The 14,609-nt window shown below is 45.4% G+C and carries 24 protein-coding genes; 1 reads left to right on the forward strand and 23 read right to left on the reverse strand.

Translation table 11 applies throughout. From position 1 onward, the window contains the following. Positions 1-107 precede the first annotated feature (107 nt). The 3 genes from Q0852_RS20560 to dusA form a co-directional block, all read right to left on the reverse strand. Positions 108-746 carry a TIGR04219 family outer membrane beta-barrel protein gene (locus Q0852_RS20560; RefSeq protein WP_299021482.1) on the reverse strand — a complete coding sequence of 213 codons (639 nt, stop codon included), beginning with the start codon at positions 744-746 and terminating at the stop codon, positions 108-110. Between the two features lie 157 nt (positions 747-903). Further along, entirely contained in the window at positions 904-1,137 is a 234-nt protein-coding gene (gene pspG / locus Q0852_RS20565; protein WP_299021485.1) for an envelope stress response protein PspG, read from the reverse strand. 204 nt (positions 1,138-1,341) lie between these two features. Then, complete coding sequence (gene dusA / locus Q0852_RS20570; RefSeq protein WP_299021487.1) at positions 1,342-2,370, reverse strand: tRNA dihydrouridine(20/20a) synthase DusA; 1,029 nt, start codon at positions 2,368-2,370, stop codon at positions 1,342-1,344. 83 nt (positions 2,371-2,453) lie between these two features. On the opposite strand from dusA, the gene Q0852_RS20575 reads away from it, so the two are divergent. Further along, a complete protein-coding gene (locus tag Q0852_RS20575) occupies positions 2,454-3,518 on the forward strand; it encodes a site-specific integrase (RefSeq protein WP_299021490.1) in 1,065 nt (354 codons plus the stop codon). Between the two features lie 72 nt (positions 3,519-3,590). Here Q0852_RS20575 and Q0852_RS20580 read toward each other — a convergent pair whose 3' ends face one another. From Q0852_RS20580 to Q0852_RS20675, 20 genes are all read right to left on the reverse strand, one after another. After that, on the reverse strand, positions 3,591-3,830 hold the full coding sequence (locus Q0852_RS20580) for a hypothetical protein (RefSeq protein WP_299021492.1): 240 nt from the start codon (positions 3,828-3,830) through the stop codon (positions 3,591-3,593). Between the two features lie 930 nt (positions 3,831-4,760). Further along, positions 4,761-4,937, reverse strand: coding sequence for a hypothetical protein (locus Q0852_RS20585; protein WP_299021494.1), 177 nt, complete (start codon positions 4,935-4,937; stop codon positions 4,761-4,763). Further along, on the reverse strand, positions 4,937-5,158 hold the full coding sequence (locus tag Q0852_RS20590) for a hypothetical protein (protein WP_299021496.1): 222 nt from the start codon (positions 5,156-5,158) through the stop codon (positions 4,937-4,939). Before Q0852_RS20590 ends, Q0852_RS20585 begins: the two co-directional genes overlap by 1 nt. Before the next feature lie 91 nt (positions 5,159-5,249). Beyond that, entirely contained in the window at positions 5,250-5,714 is a 465-nt protein-coding gene (locus tag Q0852_RS20595) for a virion protein (RefSeq protein ID WP_299021499.1), read from the reverse strand. Continuing rightward, on the reverse strand, positions 5,675-5,899 hold the full coding sequence (locus tag Q0852_RS20600; RefSeq protein ID WP_299021700.1) for a phage tail assembly chaperone: 225 nt from the start codon (positions 5,897-5,899) through the stop codon (positions 5,675-5,677). Before Q0852_RS20600 ends, Q0852_RS20595 begins: the two co-directional genes overlap by 40 nt. A gap of 101 nt (positions 5,900-6,000) precedes the next feature. Beyond that, positions 6,001-6,846, reverse strand: a complete 846-nt coding sequence (locus Q0852_RS20605; protein WP_299021500.1) for a hypothetical protein — start codon at positions 6,844-6,846, stop codon at positions 6,001-6,003. Beyond that, positions 6,843-7,112, reverse strand: coding sequence for a hypothetical protein (locus Q0852_RS20610; RefSeq protein WP_299021502.1), 270 nt, complete (start codon positions 7,110-7,112; stop codon positions 6,843-6,845). Before Q0852_RS20610 ends, Q0852_RS20605 begins: the two co-directional genes overlap by 4 nt. Continuing rightward, positions 7,109-7,714 carry a hypothetical protein gene (locus tag Q0852_RS20615; protein WP_299021504.1) on the reverse strand — a complete coding sequence of 202 codons (606 nt, stop codon included), beginning with the start codon at positions 7,712-7,714 and terminating at the stop codon, positions 7,109-7,111. Before Q0852_RS20615 ends, Q0852_RS20610 begins: the two co-directional genes overlap by 4 nt. Continuing rightward, on the reverse strand, positions 7,711-8,406 hold the full coding sequence (locus Q0852_RS20620) for a hypothetical protein (RefSeq protein WP_299021507.1): 696 nt from the start codon (positions 8,404-8,406) through the stop codon (positions 7,711-7,713). The genes Q0852_RS20615 and Q0852_RS20620 overlap by 4 nt, the downstream gene beginning before the upstream one ends. Beyond that, a complete protein-coding gene (locus Q0852_RS20625) occupies positions 8,407-8,808 on the reverse strand; it encodes a hypothetical protein (protein WP_299021509.1) in 402 nt (133 codons plus the stop codon). A gap of 5 nt (positions 8,809-8,813) precedes the next feature. Next, positions 8,814-9,035, reverse strand: a complete 222-nt coding sequence (locus Q0852_RS20630; RefSeq protein ID WP_064354347.1) for a hypothetical protein — start codon at positions 9,033-9,035, stop codon at positions 8,814-8,816. Beyond that, the gene (locus Q0852_RS20635) at positions 9,032-9,184 is read right to left on the reverse strand and encodes a hypothetical protein (RefSeq protein ID WP_228209406.1); all 153 of its coding nucleotides are present in this window, start codon (positions 9,182-9,184) and stop codon (positions 9,032-9,034) included. Before Q0852_RS20635 ends, Q0852_RS20630 begins: the two co-directional genes overlap by 4 nt. A 10-nt stretch (positions 9,185-9,194) precedes the next feature. Continuing rightward, on the reverse strand, positions 9,195-9,470 hold the full coding sequence (locus Q0852_RS20640; protein ID WP_299021517.1) for a hypothetical protein: 276 nt from the start codon (positions 9,468-9,470) through the stop codon (positions 9,195-9,197). 11 nt (positions 9,471-9,481) lie between these two features. Beyond that, the gene (locus Q0852_RS20645) at positions 9,482-10,285 is read right to left on the reverse strand and encodes a major capsid protein P2 (RefSeq protein ID WP_299021519.1); all 804 of its coding nucleotides are present in this window, start codon (positions 10,283-10,285) and stop codon (positions 9,482-9,484) included. A 252-nt stretch (positions 10,286-10,537) separates the two neighbouring features. Beyond that, positions 10,538-11,197: a type IV secretory system conjugative DNA transfer family protein gene (locus Q0852_RS20650; protein ID WP_299021521.1), complete on the reverse strand. Its 660-nt coding sequence runs from the start codon at positions 11,195-11,197 to the stop codon at positions 10,538-10,540. Then, positions 11,198-11,668 (reverse strand): hypothetical protein, encoded by a 471-nt coding sequence (locus tag Q0852_RS20655; protein ID WP_299021523.1) that lies wholly within the window; start codon positions 11,666-11,668, stop codon positions 11,198-11,200. Next, on the reverse strand, positions 11,669-12,064 hold the full coding sequence (locus tag Q0852_RS20660; RefSeq protein ID WP_299021525.1) for a hypothetical protein: 396 nt from the start codon (positions 12,062-12,064) through the stop codon (positions 11,669-11,671). Continuing rightward, positions 12,064-12,255 carry a hypothetical protein gene (locus Q0852_RS20665; RefSeq protein WP_299021527.1) on the reverse strand — a complete coding sequence of 64 codons (192 nt, stop codon included), beginning with the start codon at positions 12,253-12,255 and terminating at the stop codon, positions 12,064-12,066. Before Q0852_RS20665 ends, Q0852_RS20660 begins: the two co-directional genes overlap by 1 nt. A 9-nt stretch (positions 12,256-12,264) precedes the next feature. Beyond that, on the reverse strand, positions 12,265-14,058 hold the full coding sequence (locus Q0852_RS20670; RefSeq protein WP_299021702.1) for a replication endonuclease: 1,794 nt from the start codon (positions 14,056-14,058) through the stop codon (positions 12,265-12,267). 181 nt (positions 14,059-14,239) lie between these two features. Next, on the reverse strand, positions 14,240-14,494 hold the full coding sequence (locus Q0852_RS20675) for a pyocin activator PrtN family protein (protein WP_299021529.1): 255 nt from the start codon (positions 14,492-14,494) through the stop codon (positions 14,240-14,242). Positions 14,495-14,609: the final 115 nt, after the last annotated feature.

A 14,609-nucleotide genomic window follows, 5' to 3' on the forward strand; every position in this document is an offset into this window, starting at 1 on the left:
CCTGATAGTTGTATCACTTTTAAAAATGGTACAAAAAACCAAAAACAGGCAACAAAAAAGCCACGTAAAAACGTGGCTTTTATTATCTTCTATTTTAAAGCAAAGACTTAGAAATCAACTTCCACACCGGCAAACCAGCCGTCCAACTTCACTTTTCCTTCACTCTGCTTGATAAAGTCAAAGTCGTAGTCCATCACACGGTAGCCTGCACGCAAGTTAAGATCGGCAGCAATAAGAGGAAGCGTCCACTTCACACCCGCCTGGCCGTCAACTGTGCTCGTACCGTCATAGTTACCGAAGTTCAGATCACCAAATACAGATACTGGCGTCATTGGCAATCCAACCTCAACATTACCGTATAGGTTTGGCTGCCATTCGCTGAAGCTCTCGCCTACGAACTTACCGGCATTGAATTTAGACAGGGTGACACCGATATCGAACGCAATCGCATCGTTATCTAAAATCTCGTAATACGCGGTGTAATCAGTCTGGCCGAATGATACCGTTCCGGCATCGACATCAGCATAGCGAAGACGCACATTGGGAACCAATGGGATAAAGTGCTCAAGCGCAACGTAATATGATTTGTGAGTATCGCTGTCGCTGTTACTGGCACTGTTAATCTTAGCATCAGCAAACCATGCGTCTGCACCAGCCTTTACGCCTAACAGCGTGGCTGCCTGCGCCGGTACTGCCGCTGACAAAGCAACCGCCGCAGCAACCGCAGAAATAGTCAATTTGTTCATGCCGAGTCTCCGCTCTTTGTTAGAATTTTCAAATCGGCGAAGACTATACCAGATGCCGTACAAAAAAACTGCATTTCATTCTCTGCCTTATTATCTCCAGCACAAAATCAATATTCCCGACAAGAATTTTTCAGCGATTGTCCCTACCAACATCTAATTACCTACGGCGATAATGTCGGCAGTGTCGCTGCTCTGATTTACGTTCTTTATACAGCCACACCACAACAGCTATCACAATCAGCCACGGCAATAACTTGAGCATCATACCTATCATGCCAGCCAGCGCCATCACGACAAAGCCAGCAAAAACGGCAAACAGCATGCCCACCAAACTAACACCGGTAAACACCAGCACAAAGGCAAACGCCAGTACAAATAAGAATTCGATCATCTTCTGTCCTCTCTCTGCTTCGACTTTACTTATCAGTTAAATTTGCACAAACCAATAAATTTGCACAAACCAGGCCAACATGATGAATATATTTCAAATTTATATTTTTCAATCAGATACAAAAAAAGCGCGAACAGTTGCCTGTGCGCGCTATTTATTTTTAGTTATTCTCACCATCTATAATGGCGAGATTAGCCACCTGAATTAAACATCAAGATGAGCAGGAATTTTAGCTAACGCCTGCTCAAGTACTTCAATACCAGCACCTTGTTTGTGGGCATTTTCGCTGATATGACGACGCCACTGACGAGCCCCCGGCATATTCTGGAACAGGCCCAGCATATGGCGAGAAATATGGTTCAAATACGTACCGTTTGCCAACTGGCGCTCAATGTACGGGAACATAGCTTCGACCACTTCGCGACGCTTTTTCACTGGTTTATCACTGCCAAACAGGCGCTGATCGATCTCCGCCATCAGGTAAGGATTCTGATAAGCCTCACGACCAACCATTACACCATCAAGATACTCTAAGTGGGCTTCAATCTCTTCCATTGTCTTCACCCCACCATTAATTGCCATGGTCAGGTGGGAGAAATCTTTCTTCAGCTGGTAAACACGCGGGTAATCCAGAGGTGGGATCTCACGGTTTTCTTTCGGGCTCAAGCCCTTTAGCCAAGCCTTACGGGCATGGATAGTAAAGTCTCGACAACCGCCTTTCTCGCTGACAGTACCGATAAAATCGGTCAGGAATTGATAAGAATCCTGTTCATCGATGCCGATACGGGTTTTTACCGAAACAGGAATATCAGCCACCTCACGCATCGATGCCACACACTGGGCAACCAGCTCAGCTTCTCCCATCAAGCAAGCTCCAAAACGACCGTTCTGTACACGGTCTGACGGACAACCAACATTGAGATTCACCTCGTCGTAACCACGCTCCTGAGCCAACTTGGCGCAATGGGCAAGGTCCGCCGGGTTCGAGCCACCCAACTGAAGTACCAGAGGATGTTCCTCTTCATTATAAGCCAGGTAGTCTGCCTTACCGTGAATAATCGCGCCTGTTGTTACCATCTCGGTATACAGCTGTACATGTTCACTCAGCTGACGATGGAAATAGCGGCAGTGACGATCCGTCCAATCGAGCATCGGTGCCACAGAGAAACGGCAAGAGGGGTAATCACCAGCAACGCCGCTAGTTTCCTGATGTTTATCAACATTTAATGTCATTTTGAATTACCTGTAATATCGTTGAAATTGCTTGAATTTCGTTCTACAGTACCCCTCATAGTACCCCCGGCAGAGTAGGACAAATGGCATCTTTCACGGTAGAAAAACGACAACTCAAAAGCGGCGAACTGCGGTACAAAGCAACTGTTTTCGTAAAAAAGAACTCGCGGATTATACATCGTGAATCGAAAACTTTCAGGAAAAAGGATCTAGCTCGCACTTTTGGTCGTAACCGAGTACTGGAATTAGAATCTCAGGGGGGACCGGTTAACAATTCAGTATCCCTAGGGGTACTACTTGACCGATATATGAATGATGCTGATTTATGGGATAAAACTGGTCGTACTAAACGCTATGTCATCCAAATGCTAAGGGATTGCGATATAGCTAATATTGACAGCAACCAATTAAAAACAAGTGACCTGATAGAACACTGTCGAAACAGAAGATCTGCCGGAGCCAAACCCGCCACGGTTTACCATGACATCGCCTACTTACGTTCTGTCATGAAAAAGGCTACTCCTGTTTTTAATATCAATTCCAACTACTCAATTTTTGAGGAAGCCGTTCCCGTACTGATCGATATGGGACTCGTAGGTAAAAGCCAAAAGCGAACCCGGCGCCCTACTGAAACAGAGCTAGACAAACTCAGAGAAGGCCTTAAAGCGCGTCAGGACTTTCGACCAAATGGCAAAACACGCATACCGTTTATTGATATTTTGGATTTCAGCATTTTGACCTGTATGCGTATCGGTGAAGTGTGCAATGTACGATGGGAAGATTTAGATCACGATAATAGGACTATTGTAGTTAGAGATAGAAAAGACCCAAGAAAAAAGGCCGGCAACCACATGCTAGTTCCGTTACTTGGTGAGTCATTTGATATCGCACTCAATCAACCAAAGAAGAGTGAATTCATTTTCCCTTACAACCCTCGAAGTGTTTCTGCAGGATTTCAGCGAGTACGTAACGAACTCGGGATTAATGACTTAAGGTATCACGACTTAAGAAGAGAAGGGGCTAGCAGATTATTTGAGAAAGGTTTTTCTATTGAAGAAGTCGCACAAGTAACCGGTCACCGCAACATCAACATTTTGTGGCAAGTCTACACTCAACTGTTTCCTCATCGGCTTGCAGAGAAATACTAAAAAAAAAGCCACTGAATAGACAGTGGCTAAAATTTAAAATTGATTTGTAAATAGACTTATTCTTTCACTAGATTAGTCGCGACGCTTAGATCGCTGCTCTTCTAAGAGTTTATCTACTTTGTTTTGCAGGCTTTCATTTTGACTCTTTAGTAAGCTTGATTCTTGCTGCGCTACCGCCATAGCTTTATCAAGATCATAAACCAACTTCTGGGTCTCATCTAGCTTGTCATTCAAGTGATTTGTAATGGTGCCAAAACCAGTCAAAATTGCACCAAACAAAAGTACAATAATCGCGGTATTTTGAGCCGACATATCACTACGGACACTGCTTTCACTGCTAATAACTCTATCTCCTATGTCAAATGATTTAAGCTCAAGAAACGTCAAAAAGCCGAGCAGGGTTCTCCCACTCAGCCAATATAATCAAAGACATAGTAAATGTAAACGGAGCTATGGCACAAATATCGCATTTGCGCCTCAACAGCTCACATATTGAGCAGTTGCATGGTTTGGGGGTATTACATCATCGATAACATAAACATTGTGTATGCAGGCATAACTCCAAGAGCTAAAAACAGCATTACAAATTGATATGGCCTAAACGATGAGTTATTCCCATTCATGATAAGTATCCTGATTAGTATGAGGTGCGTCTAAAGTAACTATTTACAAATCAACTTTCTAACTGTACTACCGAGTACTTGGCGGAGTGCTTCGCTAGTTATAGAGTTATTATTATTTTTTATAGGATTAAGACCTAAACGGGTACTGGTCTTCGAACTATGCTAAATTTCGTCACGAGTCAATCGTTTAATTTCCATAACCAAAAATAAACCTATTGACAGTAAACTTCAAGGTAAATCGGTGATATACATCAAAATTTAACTTAAAATTCACATAACAAAAACCCCTTCGCAACACGCCTCAAATAAAAAACCACCAAATAACAAGTAGTTAGATGGAGGTTAATTTTTAGCCCACATTGGAAAGGCGGCGTATTATAATCCCTGTGATAAAAAACACAAGACAAATACAAAAAAAGAAAGGAACGTGATAAATCACATTCCCCGTGCCTCCTTTTTAACCAATAACAGTAGTGTTTGCAATCAAAAAATCATGATTATGCGAGTGATACAGACTACTACCTCATAGAAGCGCAATGCATAGTAAAAGTGCCAAGTGTTAACAATCACCCTTAACCCTCTTGTTAGCTTCATCAGAAAATGGGTTATTGGGTCATAATCAAATCTTTTTTAACTCTAAGCTCCTGATTCGAAGTTCCAACTCCTCGATTTCATGTTTCAATGTCGCACAAGTCAATTTCACCCACTTAATATCAACTTTGATAGCAGCTACAGTTGCAATACTCGAAGCTCCCCCTGTTACTGCTGCAATGATTAGTGCTTGATAAACTTCCATTACTTAAACTCGTTTCTGATCATCTCCCAAGCACCAAGGAACATCGGTAAAGTAACGCCAATGATTCCCCCATATTGCCCCCCTGTATCGGTCACAGTCGCGGTAAGCAATTCAGGATGCCCAGTAGCTAAAGCAACACCCGCACCAACAAGCGCAATCCCTTTTTTGGTTGATGGTTGGTCTAAGTCAATTTTCAATTTCTCTTTCAGGAATTTCTTCATAATAACTTACTCTTTTTCAGATACTTGACAGTGTAGGCTGCCAGCACAGCCCCCACCACGGTTACTGCAATCTTCTTGGCATCTTGCTTTGTCATGCCATTTCTACCCCTTTACGCGCCATTTTGAGCGTATAGAACGGGCCAACTTCCATCCGCGACATTGAGTGCAGCAAGGTTGCTAAATGTTCGGAGTTGGTCACGTCCACCGTTTGATTTTCACCAATGCCCGACCACTTACTGACGTTACGAACATAGTTCGAGGTGTCATTCTCGTGACTCGGCGCAAAGCGGTTAATCATCTGGCTTAACGTGCGGTAGCCTTGGCGGTGGTAACTTCTCAGCACTCGCGCACCAGCTCGAAAGCCATACGCCGGATTACTAAAGATCACAAAGCGCCCATCTGAGCCGCGCTGGCCCTCCCAATCGTTCGTCGGACTGAACTCAATGTTCACCGGGTTGTTATTGCGAACGCCACGCGGCAAGCCATGTTTATAAATCATGTATGCCAGCCCCCCGATTATGCAGACGCTTGCGGCAATAATGGTTTTTGAGGCCATACCACATCCTTAAGCGTTTGATAGGTTTGGGTGATATCGCGTAATTGCTGGCGATACTGACGATAAGGCGCGATATCGGCACCGTTATCCAGTGCAATGTTCACCAGATAATCCGCTTCAATTAAAAGCGGGGCGCGGTATGCTCGGATTGCTTCCAGTTCTTTTGCGCTGTTATGGTCAGTGATAGCCTTGTCTGCATCTGAATCCGTTAAACCCAACTCAACAAGAACCGACTTCACCGCCGGAACATTGATAAGAGTTTCACCATTCACAATTAATTTCTTAATCATGCGCTCACCTCCGGCGTTGCATAGCTGATATAAGTTGTAGGGTGGTTGTTAGAGCTGTCGCCATTTTCAATTGCACTCAAAGGTAAAACCTTAGCTAACCATTTGTAATTAAGCGTACCGCCTTGTGAATCCACTAAATCACCCTCACCTTTCAAGCTAAAAGTGATCGGCTTGTTAGAGATAATCTGATATTTCAATTTGCCACCACGCAGCATAAAACCAGAATGGCGACAAGCGAGATAACCCTCACGCTGTGAGTTATATGCACTATCAGGGCCTGTCGGGCTATTCTTCGTTTGTTCAACGTAACCACGGTGGGAGATGTTCACGACGCACTGGCGATAACGTTGATAATTCACGACTGTGCGTAAATAGTTAGCATCCCCATTCCACGGGTAAGCTTGCCCCTTGAGAATGACTAACGCCGATGCAACATGTGTAGCGTCAAAATCGCCAGCGTCCACGCCTGAATTTTTACTATTCCATGAGTAATGACGATAAACCTGAATTTCAGTTTCATCACCATCGGGCAAAATAAAATAAACCGGGTAAAACGTATCTTTATCACCGTTTACTGTAATTTCAGTGACATAACGCCCCTGACCACCTAACGCATTAATATCAACACTTTGCTTAACTCGGGCTAATTCTGAATCAAGCTGTTGCAACTTGTTACGACATAGTGAATCCACGTCTGAAACAACTTTCGCCCCGTCTGTGGTAATTGTTTGCTTTAGTGCATCAAACTGCGTTTGCATTGTTCGGATAGCACCACCCTTGATGCTATCAAGTAGCTTCTTGGCTTCCGTCACGTATTGACCGATTGCCGTAAAATCACTCATAGAGCTTGTTTCTCCATTTCTTCCGCTACAGCCTGTAGGCGTGGCAGCGTATTTGCTGCAACACTGTCCGCCAGTTCGTAAACGTCATTATCTGCATTGAAAATGTGGCGCTGCATTGAAAGTAACGCCGTACCCATTGCAATCTGATTGCTATATACGCCCTGCATCATCTGCAAAGCATCTACCTGTTCAGGCTGTAAATTTTTGAGGTGTTCGGTGAGCGGGTCATATTTCACGACCGCTCGACGCGGCATAATGTGGCTCATCGGTGAACCTCCATCATTGCCAGTTTTAACGGGGTAGTGCTGTTGTTGTACGCCCACAGCTCACCGCCGCCCGTGATAGTCATTCCGGCTGGCGCGGTTCGGTCGCCTAGCATCGGCAAGCCCACAACAGCAGATACATTTGAATCACCGAGCATCGCTTCGGTTTCCATATCGCTGATGTTCTGAATAATCGCCTCCAGTCGTGTAACTGAGGCATTGAACAAGCGGACTTTGCTGTTTGGTTGAATAACAAGATGGTCACGACTGATAAAACGCTGTGCAATCTCCTGACGGGTCGTGACAGGAGAGCGCACCTCACTAATTGCCATAGAGCTGGCAAACTTAACTAGTGCCGGAGGCGTTGTTTTCAAGTCGCGTTTGGTTAGCTGGTACACCACGCGAATTGGGGTTGTGTGCGGGTTAGAGACTTCCAGCTCTTTAAAGCTAGAAATATCTAACGTATCGCCCGCATCCACGCGTATTTTTTCGCCGTTGTCGCTTCGGATATACAAGTATTCCTGAGCTTCACGGACAATCAGCCAGCGGTCAGAGCCAACACCAAAGCGTTTAACTTCATTGGGCTGTAAGGTTATCGCCTTCATTTCGCCCCCTTAAGCGCCATAGCCGTTGCAGCAACCGCAAAAGAAATCGCTACGGCAATAGCAACTTTGCTCATATCGCCAGAGCTGCCCGTCTGACTACGTGAAGCGGTATTTTCAGCCACAACCAACGCGGCGCGGGCATTCTCACCCGACTGTGCCGCCATGGCCTTAACCGCAGACACTGCATCAGTACTGTTCTGGCGCATGTTATCCATTGCCTTTTGACTAACAGTGCTGCTCTCTTTCATAGAATCACGGCTAAAATCCAGCGCCTTTGATAGAGATTCCTGACCGGAATCCAGCGCCGACTTAAGCGACTCTTTGTTTGCCTTAAGCGCCTCTTTGCTAACACTCTCATTCGATTTAAGCGCTTCTTTGCTGACATTTTCGTTTGACTTGAGCGCGTCACGCCCAAAACTAAAAGACTCATCAACCGCATGCTCATTAGCTTTCAACGCATCCGAACCAAGGCGGGCGGCTTCTTTCATGGCTGCGCTGTTGCTACTCATAGCGCTTTTAGCAATTTCTGACGCGGCTTTTACCGAGCCATGGTCAGTCATTGAAATGTTACCGATGTTGCCATTTACGCCAGAAATCACGACACCGAGGTTATCCCCACTAATGGCACTAGTGCCGCTCGTGTTCGTGGTGTTCGTGGTGTTACTACTTGAACTACTGCCACCGCCGCCCATTTAGCAACCCTCCAACGTAAGGGATAAAACAGAGTCATGCTCTGATTTACCTGTGATTGAAAAACCGAATCGCTTAAGAATTCGCACCATGCCACGGCGTACCGTGTGATATTTGATTAAGCGGTATCCCTGAGATTTCACCGCCTCAATGATGTAAGGAGCAGCCTTAACCAGCCCCTTACCCGTCATTGCCAGAATCAAATAGTCATTGTCACTAGTAACGAAACCCACGAATCGAACCGAAACACCCGCGCCCTTAAGGTGGTAGAAGCTAGCCCGCTTGGTCTTCACTGCATCACAGCAAAACTCAAATTCAGCTTTAGCCTGATTTACCCCGTTAAAAGCGGGTTTAATTAGTGAAAACTGAGCGGCAATATCTGCGCGGTTAGGTCTAATTAACATGAACTTCATTTTTTAAACGCCACCCACGCAATACCAAGAGCTAACAACACAAACGGCAAATTCTGAGCAAGGCTTTGCCCTGCGCTACCACCAAAATTAATGGCCCCGTTACGGATGCCACCAATTGAGTTAGTGCCTGTTGCCTCACTTGGCCCAGCCGCACCACCTCCGGCACTGATTGGCATAGAACCGGAGTTCGTTAGCCCTCCACCGATACCTGGTATCATTTGCCCCCCTTAATGACTCGATAAGCCACATAACAACCGCCACCAACGGCACCAATTTTTAACAACTTGGTCGCCCCTGAGCCTGACCAAAAGCCAGCCCCGAAACCGAGGCCGCCTGCTAACAGAGGAAGAACAACAATTAAAGGCATTGCCTCCCCCTTATTTTTTCAGTGCTACGATGAGACCAACCAAAACCACAGCCACGCCCAAACCACCGCCGACATACAACAAGGTTTTATCCATTGCTTGCGGTTGCGGTGCACCTGTCACCGCATTACCGTGATTGTCTTTAACTGGTTGTTGTGGCTGTTGCGTTGTGCCCGCATTCTTTGATGAGTCGTCTGTGGTAGCGACATCAATCAAGTTGCCCATACCCTCGCCCACATCATCCAGCAGGCCGGAGCCGAACTCCGATAAATCATCCCAAAAAGCCAATAGTCACCCCCCTACACTAAGTCAGGGCGAACAACGAGCACCGACTCAACAATGATTGGAATAGAACCCACAGGCTGATTAGTTTTCACAGTGAATTTCAGCTCAGAACCGTGTGCAGTTGGGAACAGTTCATCAATGTAGAAACCACGCATGATTGGGTCGAAGTGATAGCAGCCAGCTTGCCAGAAACGACGGTTTCGCTTAGCGCGCATATCTTCAAGGGCACGAATTGAATCATGCACTTTCACAAAATCACGGTAGATTTGCAGGGAATGAATTTGGTCACTCATAAAGTGCATTCGACGCACCAAATGAAGCGGCCCCGAAACGAGATCAAGAAATTCGTTTTCGGTTGAGCTGGCTTGCATGGTCTGCTTTTTGATTTGCGGAATAACAACTCGTGCAGGCTGGCGAGCTGATACAGTCGCCCACGCTTGCAGCTTAATCGCCGGCGCACTCGACTGAGTGTTATCAGCAATTTCAACTTCAAGAGTGATATTGTCACCCGCTTCTGTCACAAGGCCTGTGTAGCGAACGCCGTTTTTCGTTTTCGCCGTAATATCTGCCAGCGGAATAGTGAAAAAGCCATCAGTTTGAGCTAGACCTTTATAGGCTTCTAGCTTCTTAATCAGCTCACCATCAAGAACAATGATTTCATCGGCATTCAATGTAATCGTCACACGGCGTAGCTGTGCTGCACTGAGGTTAGTTTCGAGAAAAATTTCATCATACGTAGGGCCAATAGGAATGGTTAACGTCGCTTTCTCACCGTAGCCAGTACCTGTAAAAGAATTCAGTTTAGTTGGAGTAGACATTGATGAATTACTCCCTTAACCGATTTTATCTTCAACAGCATCAACATTGTTTGAAGCCCAAACAACGCCAGCAGCGACAAGACCCGCCACAGCTGCAATGACTGCTAATTTCTTTGGTGTAAAACCTGCCATTTATTTACCTATAAAAAAACCGCCCAACATTAGGCGGCCTTTACTTAAACAAATGATTTGGTTTCGATTCCTAATCCTTATTTGGTTTGGATTTGGTTTAAATGTGACGCGAATCACAAATCACCATCGAATCACACCCTTTTTAAACTCTTTTCCATCTTGCAATAGGTACTCAAGCGGATTGAGTTTATCTATCTCGTTGGCAGGGATTCCGGTCATTTTTTCTAAATAATTAGCACTGGCTTTGGTCTTTTGCATCATCACACAAGCACGCTGACAGTTATCTATGATGGTTTTGGATACTTCCTGCCCACGTTGAAACAGGTTGATAGTATGCAAATTAAACTTACGCCCTAAGCGCAATATTTTGCCGTGGTATCCCACAGCCTTACCCGCGTTTTCGCTGTGTTCTGCGACTTCTTCACAAATGATTATTAATGGCTTGGTATGCTTACCGTTCCCCATAGCCCAAACGACCTGACAGAACTTATCAAAGTCTTTAGATGTGGTTTCGTGAGTTGGCTGATAAGCAATCTTAAATCCTTGCTTTGTTTTGCGCCCGGCAATCAGTGCGGCGGCGAACTCTTTAATACTGGAATAACCGCGCACCACTCGCCCCGAAAGCTTGCCAGTGTAATCCCCCATAGGGTCAAACATTGCCACTTGGTCGGTAGATTTGATGAATAATTTTTTAGCGGCAGAGGTTTTACCACTGCCACTCATACCAACCGCAAATACGTGACCATTCTTAAGGGCATTATTTGGGTTAATTGGTTGCATTTATTCCGTTTCCCCCACTGGCTCTAGTTCTACATCTGGTTGTGGCACTTCTTTTGCCGCATCAGACGCTTTCAGCATTCTGATTTGCTGGAACGATGAGAAGCCCAAAGCGCCAGCCGCAACAACAAAAGAGAATTCCTCTTTGTACTGCGCTAACCATGGCGGCATTTCTCCACCATATTTCACAAACAAGGGTGCGGCAGTGTTCGCTACGCTCTCAGCCTGTGACGGGTCAAGAGCAAAGTCTTTGTGTCCGAACTGCTTAAGCAACTGCTCAGACACACCAAGCACAGCCATGACAGAAGCAGCGCCGTGCGCTAACGCTTGCGAGTTATCAGCGGTTTTAATTTCCGCCGTACTTGGGTCAAAATCTTGCTCATCACCAAGCTGCTGAAGAAGTGCCGCTTCATCTTCCGGCGTATGCACTTCCTCATTCACTTCGATTTCATTTACTTCAAATTCATTTTCCATTTAAGCCACCATTTTTAATGTTTTAACTAAACCACCAAAGACAAGCCCCATAACCGCACCAATACCCACACAGGCAACAGTTCCCATTTGCTTTGATTCAGTATCCTGATTCGGTTTCTGCTGTGGTTCCGCATTCGGTTTGGTTACCACTTCTTTCACAACCGGATTTACTTCCGGCTTCGGTGCTTTCAGTAGTTCAATTTCTGACTGCACTTCCTCAAGTGGTTTAAATGCTTTCATTTCCACTTGTGCCGCTTTGCCTGTGCGGGTATCAGGGCCACATTCACAGCGACCATGCACAAATGCTGCTCGTTTCCCTTTACCTTGCTTAATCGCTTTTGGATTCAGGCAGGTACGGCACACCACAAACCCTAAGATTTCGGTTTCATTTTCCATTAGCTGCGCTCCTGTTCTAATGCATTAATCCGTTGGTTAAAGGCTTTGAATAACCAAATGGTTTTCGTTAACCAAGGCTTGATAAAGCCGAATCCCATAGGGGGCTTATAGGCTTGGGATTCCGAATCCATTTCATTTAGCAAACGGCTTGTTTCCGTTTGCAGCGTTTTTTCTGTGGTTTGGCTTTCCATTGGTCTCCCTTAAGTCACAATTAATCGGTTATTTCTAATTCGAATTGTCATGTTGTTATCTATGGGGACTTTTGCCCCCATAGACAGAGGCTTGATAAGGCATTGCACTCCCATAATGCTCCATCCGGTCACACGTTGAAGATGCTCAACTAGTGGTGAGTTACAGTTATTTTCAGTGCTCCAAGGGGAAGCACTCCGTGCTTCTTGAAGGCGCTGCACGTCTTTTTTCTTAACGATGCTGTAGCACTCGCTTGCCGTTTCGATGAGCTGACCTAACCAAGAAAAACCAATCACTTTTTTTGTATCTTCGCCGTACTGGTTCTTTTTGGTTTGGTATTCGACTTTTGCCGATTCCGCCAACTGGCAGAAAAGAGACCATTTAGAAGAATCCGCCGCCTGTCGTAATTCCTCTAATTTCGGGTCAATGGCTGTCTGTTCTGGTTTGGCTCGGCGCAAGTTTCGCCACAGTGAAACAGGCTGACCGCCGAACTGTTGAAACTGTCTGATTCGATGAGTTGAAGCCCAAGCACGAGCACGATAGGCGTACTCTTCACCCTCATTTTCTGGCATGTGTTTGCCGTTAATATTCTTTGAGACGTATTTAGCGATATAAGCTGTTGCACCACCTTTTTCGGGATCAGCTTCTTTAACGTCAAAACGAGGGGAAATATCACTACCTAATTCGTCACGGTCTTCACTGATAGCGCGACTTTGCAGAATATTGATAACGTCCTGCTTATCAGCATGGGAGCAGAACAAAAAATAGTGAGCGTGGCTGGTAGCATCCTTGTGAGGTTCCGCCACACGGAAACCAAAATATTCAATTTCTAACTTAGCAAGCTCAGCTCGGGCAACCGCCCATTTCTCCATTAGGGCTCGATGCCCCTCTTTCACACTTGCCCCGCTCCACTTTTTAGAATTTCGGTGATATTTACTCGGCAATGTCCAAGTAAGAAAAAGCGCCGTATAGCCCAAGTCCTGTGCCAACTCCTCAAAACCACGAGAGCGCACCATCATTTCAATGCGGCGGTTTTCTGGATTCGCCGTGGTTCTTTTGATCACGTCTTCAAGATTGAACGCTTCACCAGTTTCGTTATTCATCACAGCCATAGCTTCAATAAACTGCTTGGCCTCACGCTGCTTTTGCTTCCAATTGGAAAATGAAATGGCACTAATAACAGGGGCTTGGTGCTGACTCTCCCCAACACGGTCTAAGGTGATTTGTGCGTACTCGATATACTGGGCGCGCAAGTGCAACAAACGCCCTTCAATCCAGCCCTCAGACTGCATTTTTAGGATAGCCACCTGCAAATCTTGCTCTAACTCTTCCGACTTCTTATCGCGCTTCTTAAAGTTGATTTGAGGCGCATTTACATAGATAGCCTTAAGCAATTGCGCTTGCTGGTCATAAACATGTTCAAGCACATCAATAAAACACTTGAACACCTCCGGCGTAGCTTCATCCGTTAGCAGTGCTGCACACTTATCCGCATACTCTTTTGCAAGCTGACTAACTGCATCATCACGCATCAAAATGTCATGACTTAATGGTTGCGCTTTTGCCTTGTACCGAGCATCAACAAAGGGAAATTTATCTTCGATAAAGTGAGCGTGTTTCAAACCAAACTTAACCGCATCCTCAGCGGCTTTAATCATGTTGTCTCTGGTCGGATTTTTACGTTTTTTGCGATGCACAATCTTGCGCTTGATATCAGTGCGCACGACTTTAGGCAGTCTTGGGAAAAAGCGACAAGTAAACGCAGAATAGCGGGTAACCTCACCCGCTTCGCCTTTGTCCCGCATGTTTTCTAGTGCTTTGTTGATATCAATTTGATTAGGCATATTGATTAGCTTTTCTCTTTAAGATTTTTGCTTGCTGTGCAATTAGCTTTTTCTGGCGTTCAGTTCTAGCGTGTTTGTACTGACTGCGCTTGACCATTAGCTTTAGCTCTAGAGGAGGGGGAACCACTGCCATGACTTCCCCTTACGCATTCACTGATTGCCATTCGGTTCTAGCTTGCTCATATCGCTGGTCGATATAAGCCGCCAAGTCTTCAATCTTGATAAGAGTCGGGCTTCGCTCAGAATCACGTAGTTTGAAAGTAGGGACAGGGAAATCACACGCCTTAGCTTTTTGCTCAGCGGTCTTCGGAGTGATACCGAAAAACTCTTTAGAGATTTCTTTAAGCTCAACGGTTGGGCTTTCAAAACGAGCCAGTAGTGCAAATGTCGTGTTCATATATCCACCATGTAGTACACTTGAAGCAATTCGAGTCCACTCAAACGACTTCAAATCACCCGCAATAACCTTTTGCAGTATTATTGCGGATACTTTATGTCTTAGCAATACTTTT

The organism is uncultured Photobacterium sp. (assembly GCF_947502415.1).
GTDB lineage: Bacteria > Pseudomonadota > Gammaproteobacteria > Enterobacterales > Vibrionaceae > Photobacterium.

Coding starts and splice junctions, on each gene's coding strand:
- Q0852_RS20630 (WP_064354347.1), bottom strand. CDS start 9,035: ATGATACCAGGTATCGGTGGAGGGCTAACGAACTCCGGTTCTATGCCA.
- Q0852_RS20670 (WP_299021702.1), bottom strand. CDS start 14,058: ATGCGGGACAAAGGCGAAGCGGGTGAGGTTACCCGCTATTCTGCGTTT.
- dusA (WP_299021487.1), bottom strand. CDS start 2,370: ATGACATTAAATGTTGATAAACATCAGGAAACTAGCGGCGTTGCTGGT.
- Q0852_RS20625 (WP_299021509.1), bottom strand. CDS start 8,808: ATGTTAATTAGACCTAACCGCGCAGATATTGCCGCTCAGTTTTCACTA.
- Q0852_RS20675 (WP_299021529.1), bottom strand. CDS start 14,494: ATGAACACGACATTTGCACTACTGGCTCGTTTTGAAAGCCCAACCGTT.
- Q0852_RS20660 (WP_299021525.1), bottom strand. CDS start 12,064: ATGGAAAATGAAACCGAAATCTTAGGGTTTGTGGTGTGCCGTACCTGC.
- Q0852_RS20580 (WP_299021492.1), bottom strand. CDS start 3,830: ATGTCGGCTCAAAATACCGCGATTATTGTACTTTTGTTTGGTGCAATT.
- Q0852_RS20620 (WP_299021507.1), bottom strand. CDS start 8,406: ATGGGCGGCGGTGGCAGTAGTTCAAGTAGTAACACCACGAACACCACG.
- Q0852_RS20575 (WP_299021490.1), top strand. CDS start 2,454: ATGGCATCTTTCACGGTAGAAAAACGACAACTCAAAAGCGGCGAACTG.
- Q0852_RS20655 (WP_299021523.1), bottom strand. CDS start 11,668: ATGGAAAATGAATTTGAAGTAAATGAAATCGAAGTGAATGAGGAAGTG.
- pspG (WP_299021485.1), bottom strand. CDS start 1,137: ATGATCGAATTCTTATTTGTACTGGCGTTTGCCTTTGTGCTGGTGTTT.
- Q0852_RS20635 (WP_228209406.1), bottom strand. CDS start 9,184: ATGCCTTTAATTGTTGTTCTTCCTCTGTTAGCAGGCGGCCTCGGTTTC.
- Q0852_RS20650 (WP_299021521.1), bottom strand. CDS start 11,197: ATGCAACCAATTAACCCAAATAATGCCCTTAAGAATGGTCACGTATTT.
- Q0852_RS20665 (WP_299021527.1), bottom strand. CDS start 12,255: ATGGAAAGCCAAACCACAGAAAAAACGCTGCAAACGGAAACAAGCCGT.
- Q0852_RS20560 (WP_299021482.1), bottom strand. CDS start 746: ATGAACAAATTGACTATTTCTGCGGTTGCTGCGGCGGTTGCTTTGTCA.
- Q0852_RS20615 (WP_299021504.1), bottom strand. CDS start 7,714: ATGAAGGCGATAACCTTACAGCCCAATGAAGTTAAACGCTTTGGTGTT.
- Q0852_RS20605 (WP_299021500.1), bottom strand. CDS start 6,846: ATGAGTGATTTTACGGCAATCGGTCAATACGTGACGGAAGCCAAGAAG.
- Q0852_RS20590 (WP_299021496.1), bottom strand. CDS start 5,158: ATGAAGAAATTCCTGAAAGAGAAATTGAAAATTGACTTAGACCAACCA.
- Q0852_RS20645 (WP_299021519.1), bottom strand. CDS start 10,285: ATGTCTACTCCAACTAAACTGAATTCTTTTACAGGTACTGGCTACGGT.
- Q0852_RS20595 (WP_299021499.1), bottom strand. CDS start 5,714: ATGGCCTCAAAAACCATTATTGCCGCAAGCGTCTGCATAATCGGGGGG.
- Q0852_RS20585 (WP_299021494.1), bottom strand. CDS start 4,937: ATGGAAGTTTATCAAGCACTAATCATTGCAGCAGTAACAGGGGGAGCT.
- Q0852_RS20610 (WP_299021502.1), bottom strand. CDS start 7,112: ATGAGCCACATTATGCCGCGTCGAGCGGTCGTGAAATATGACCCGCTC.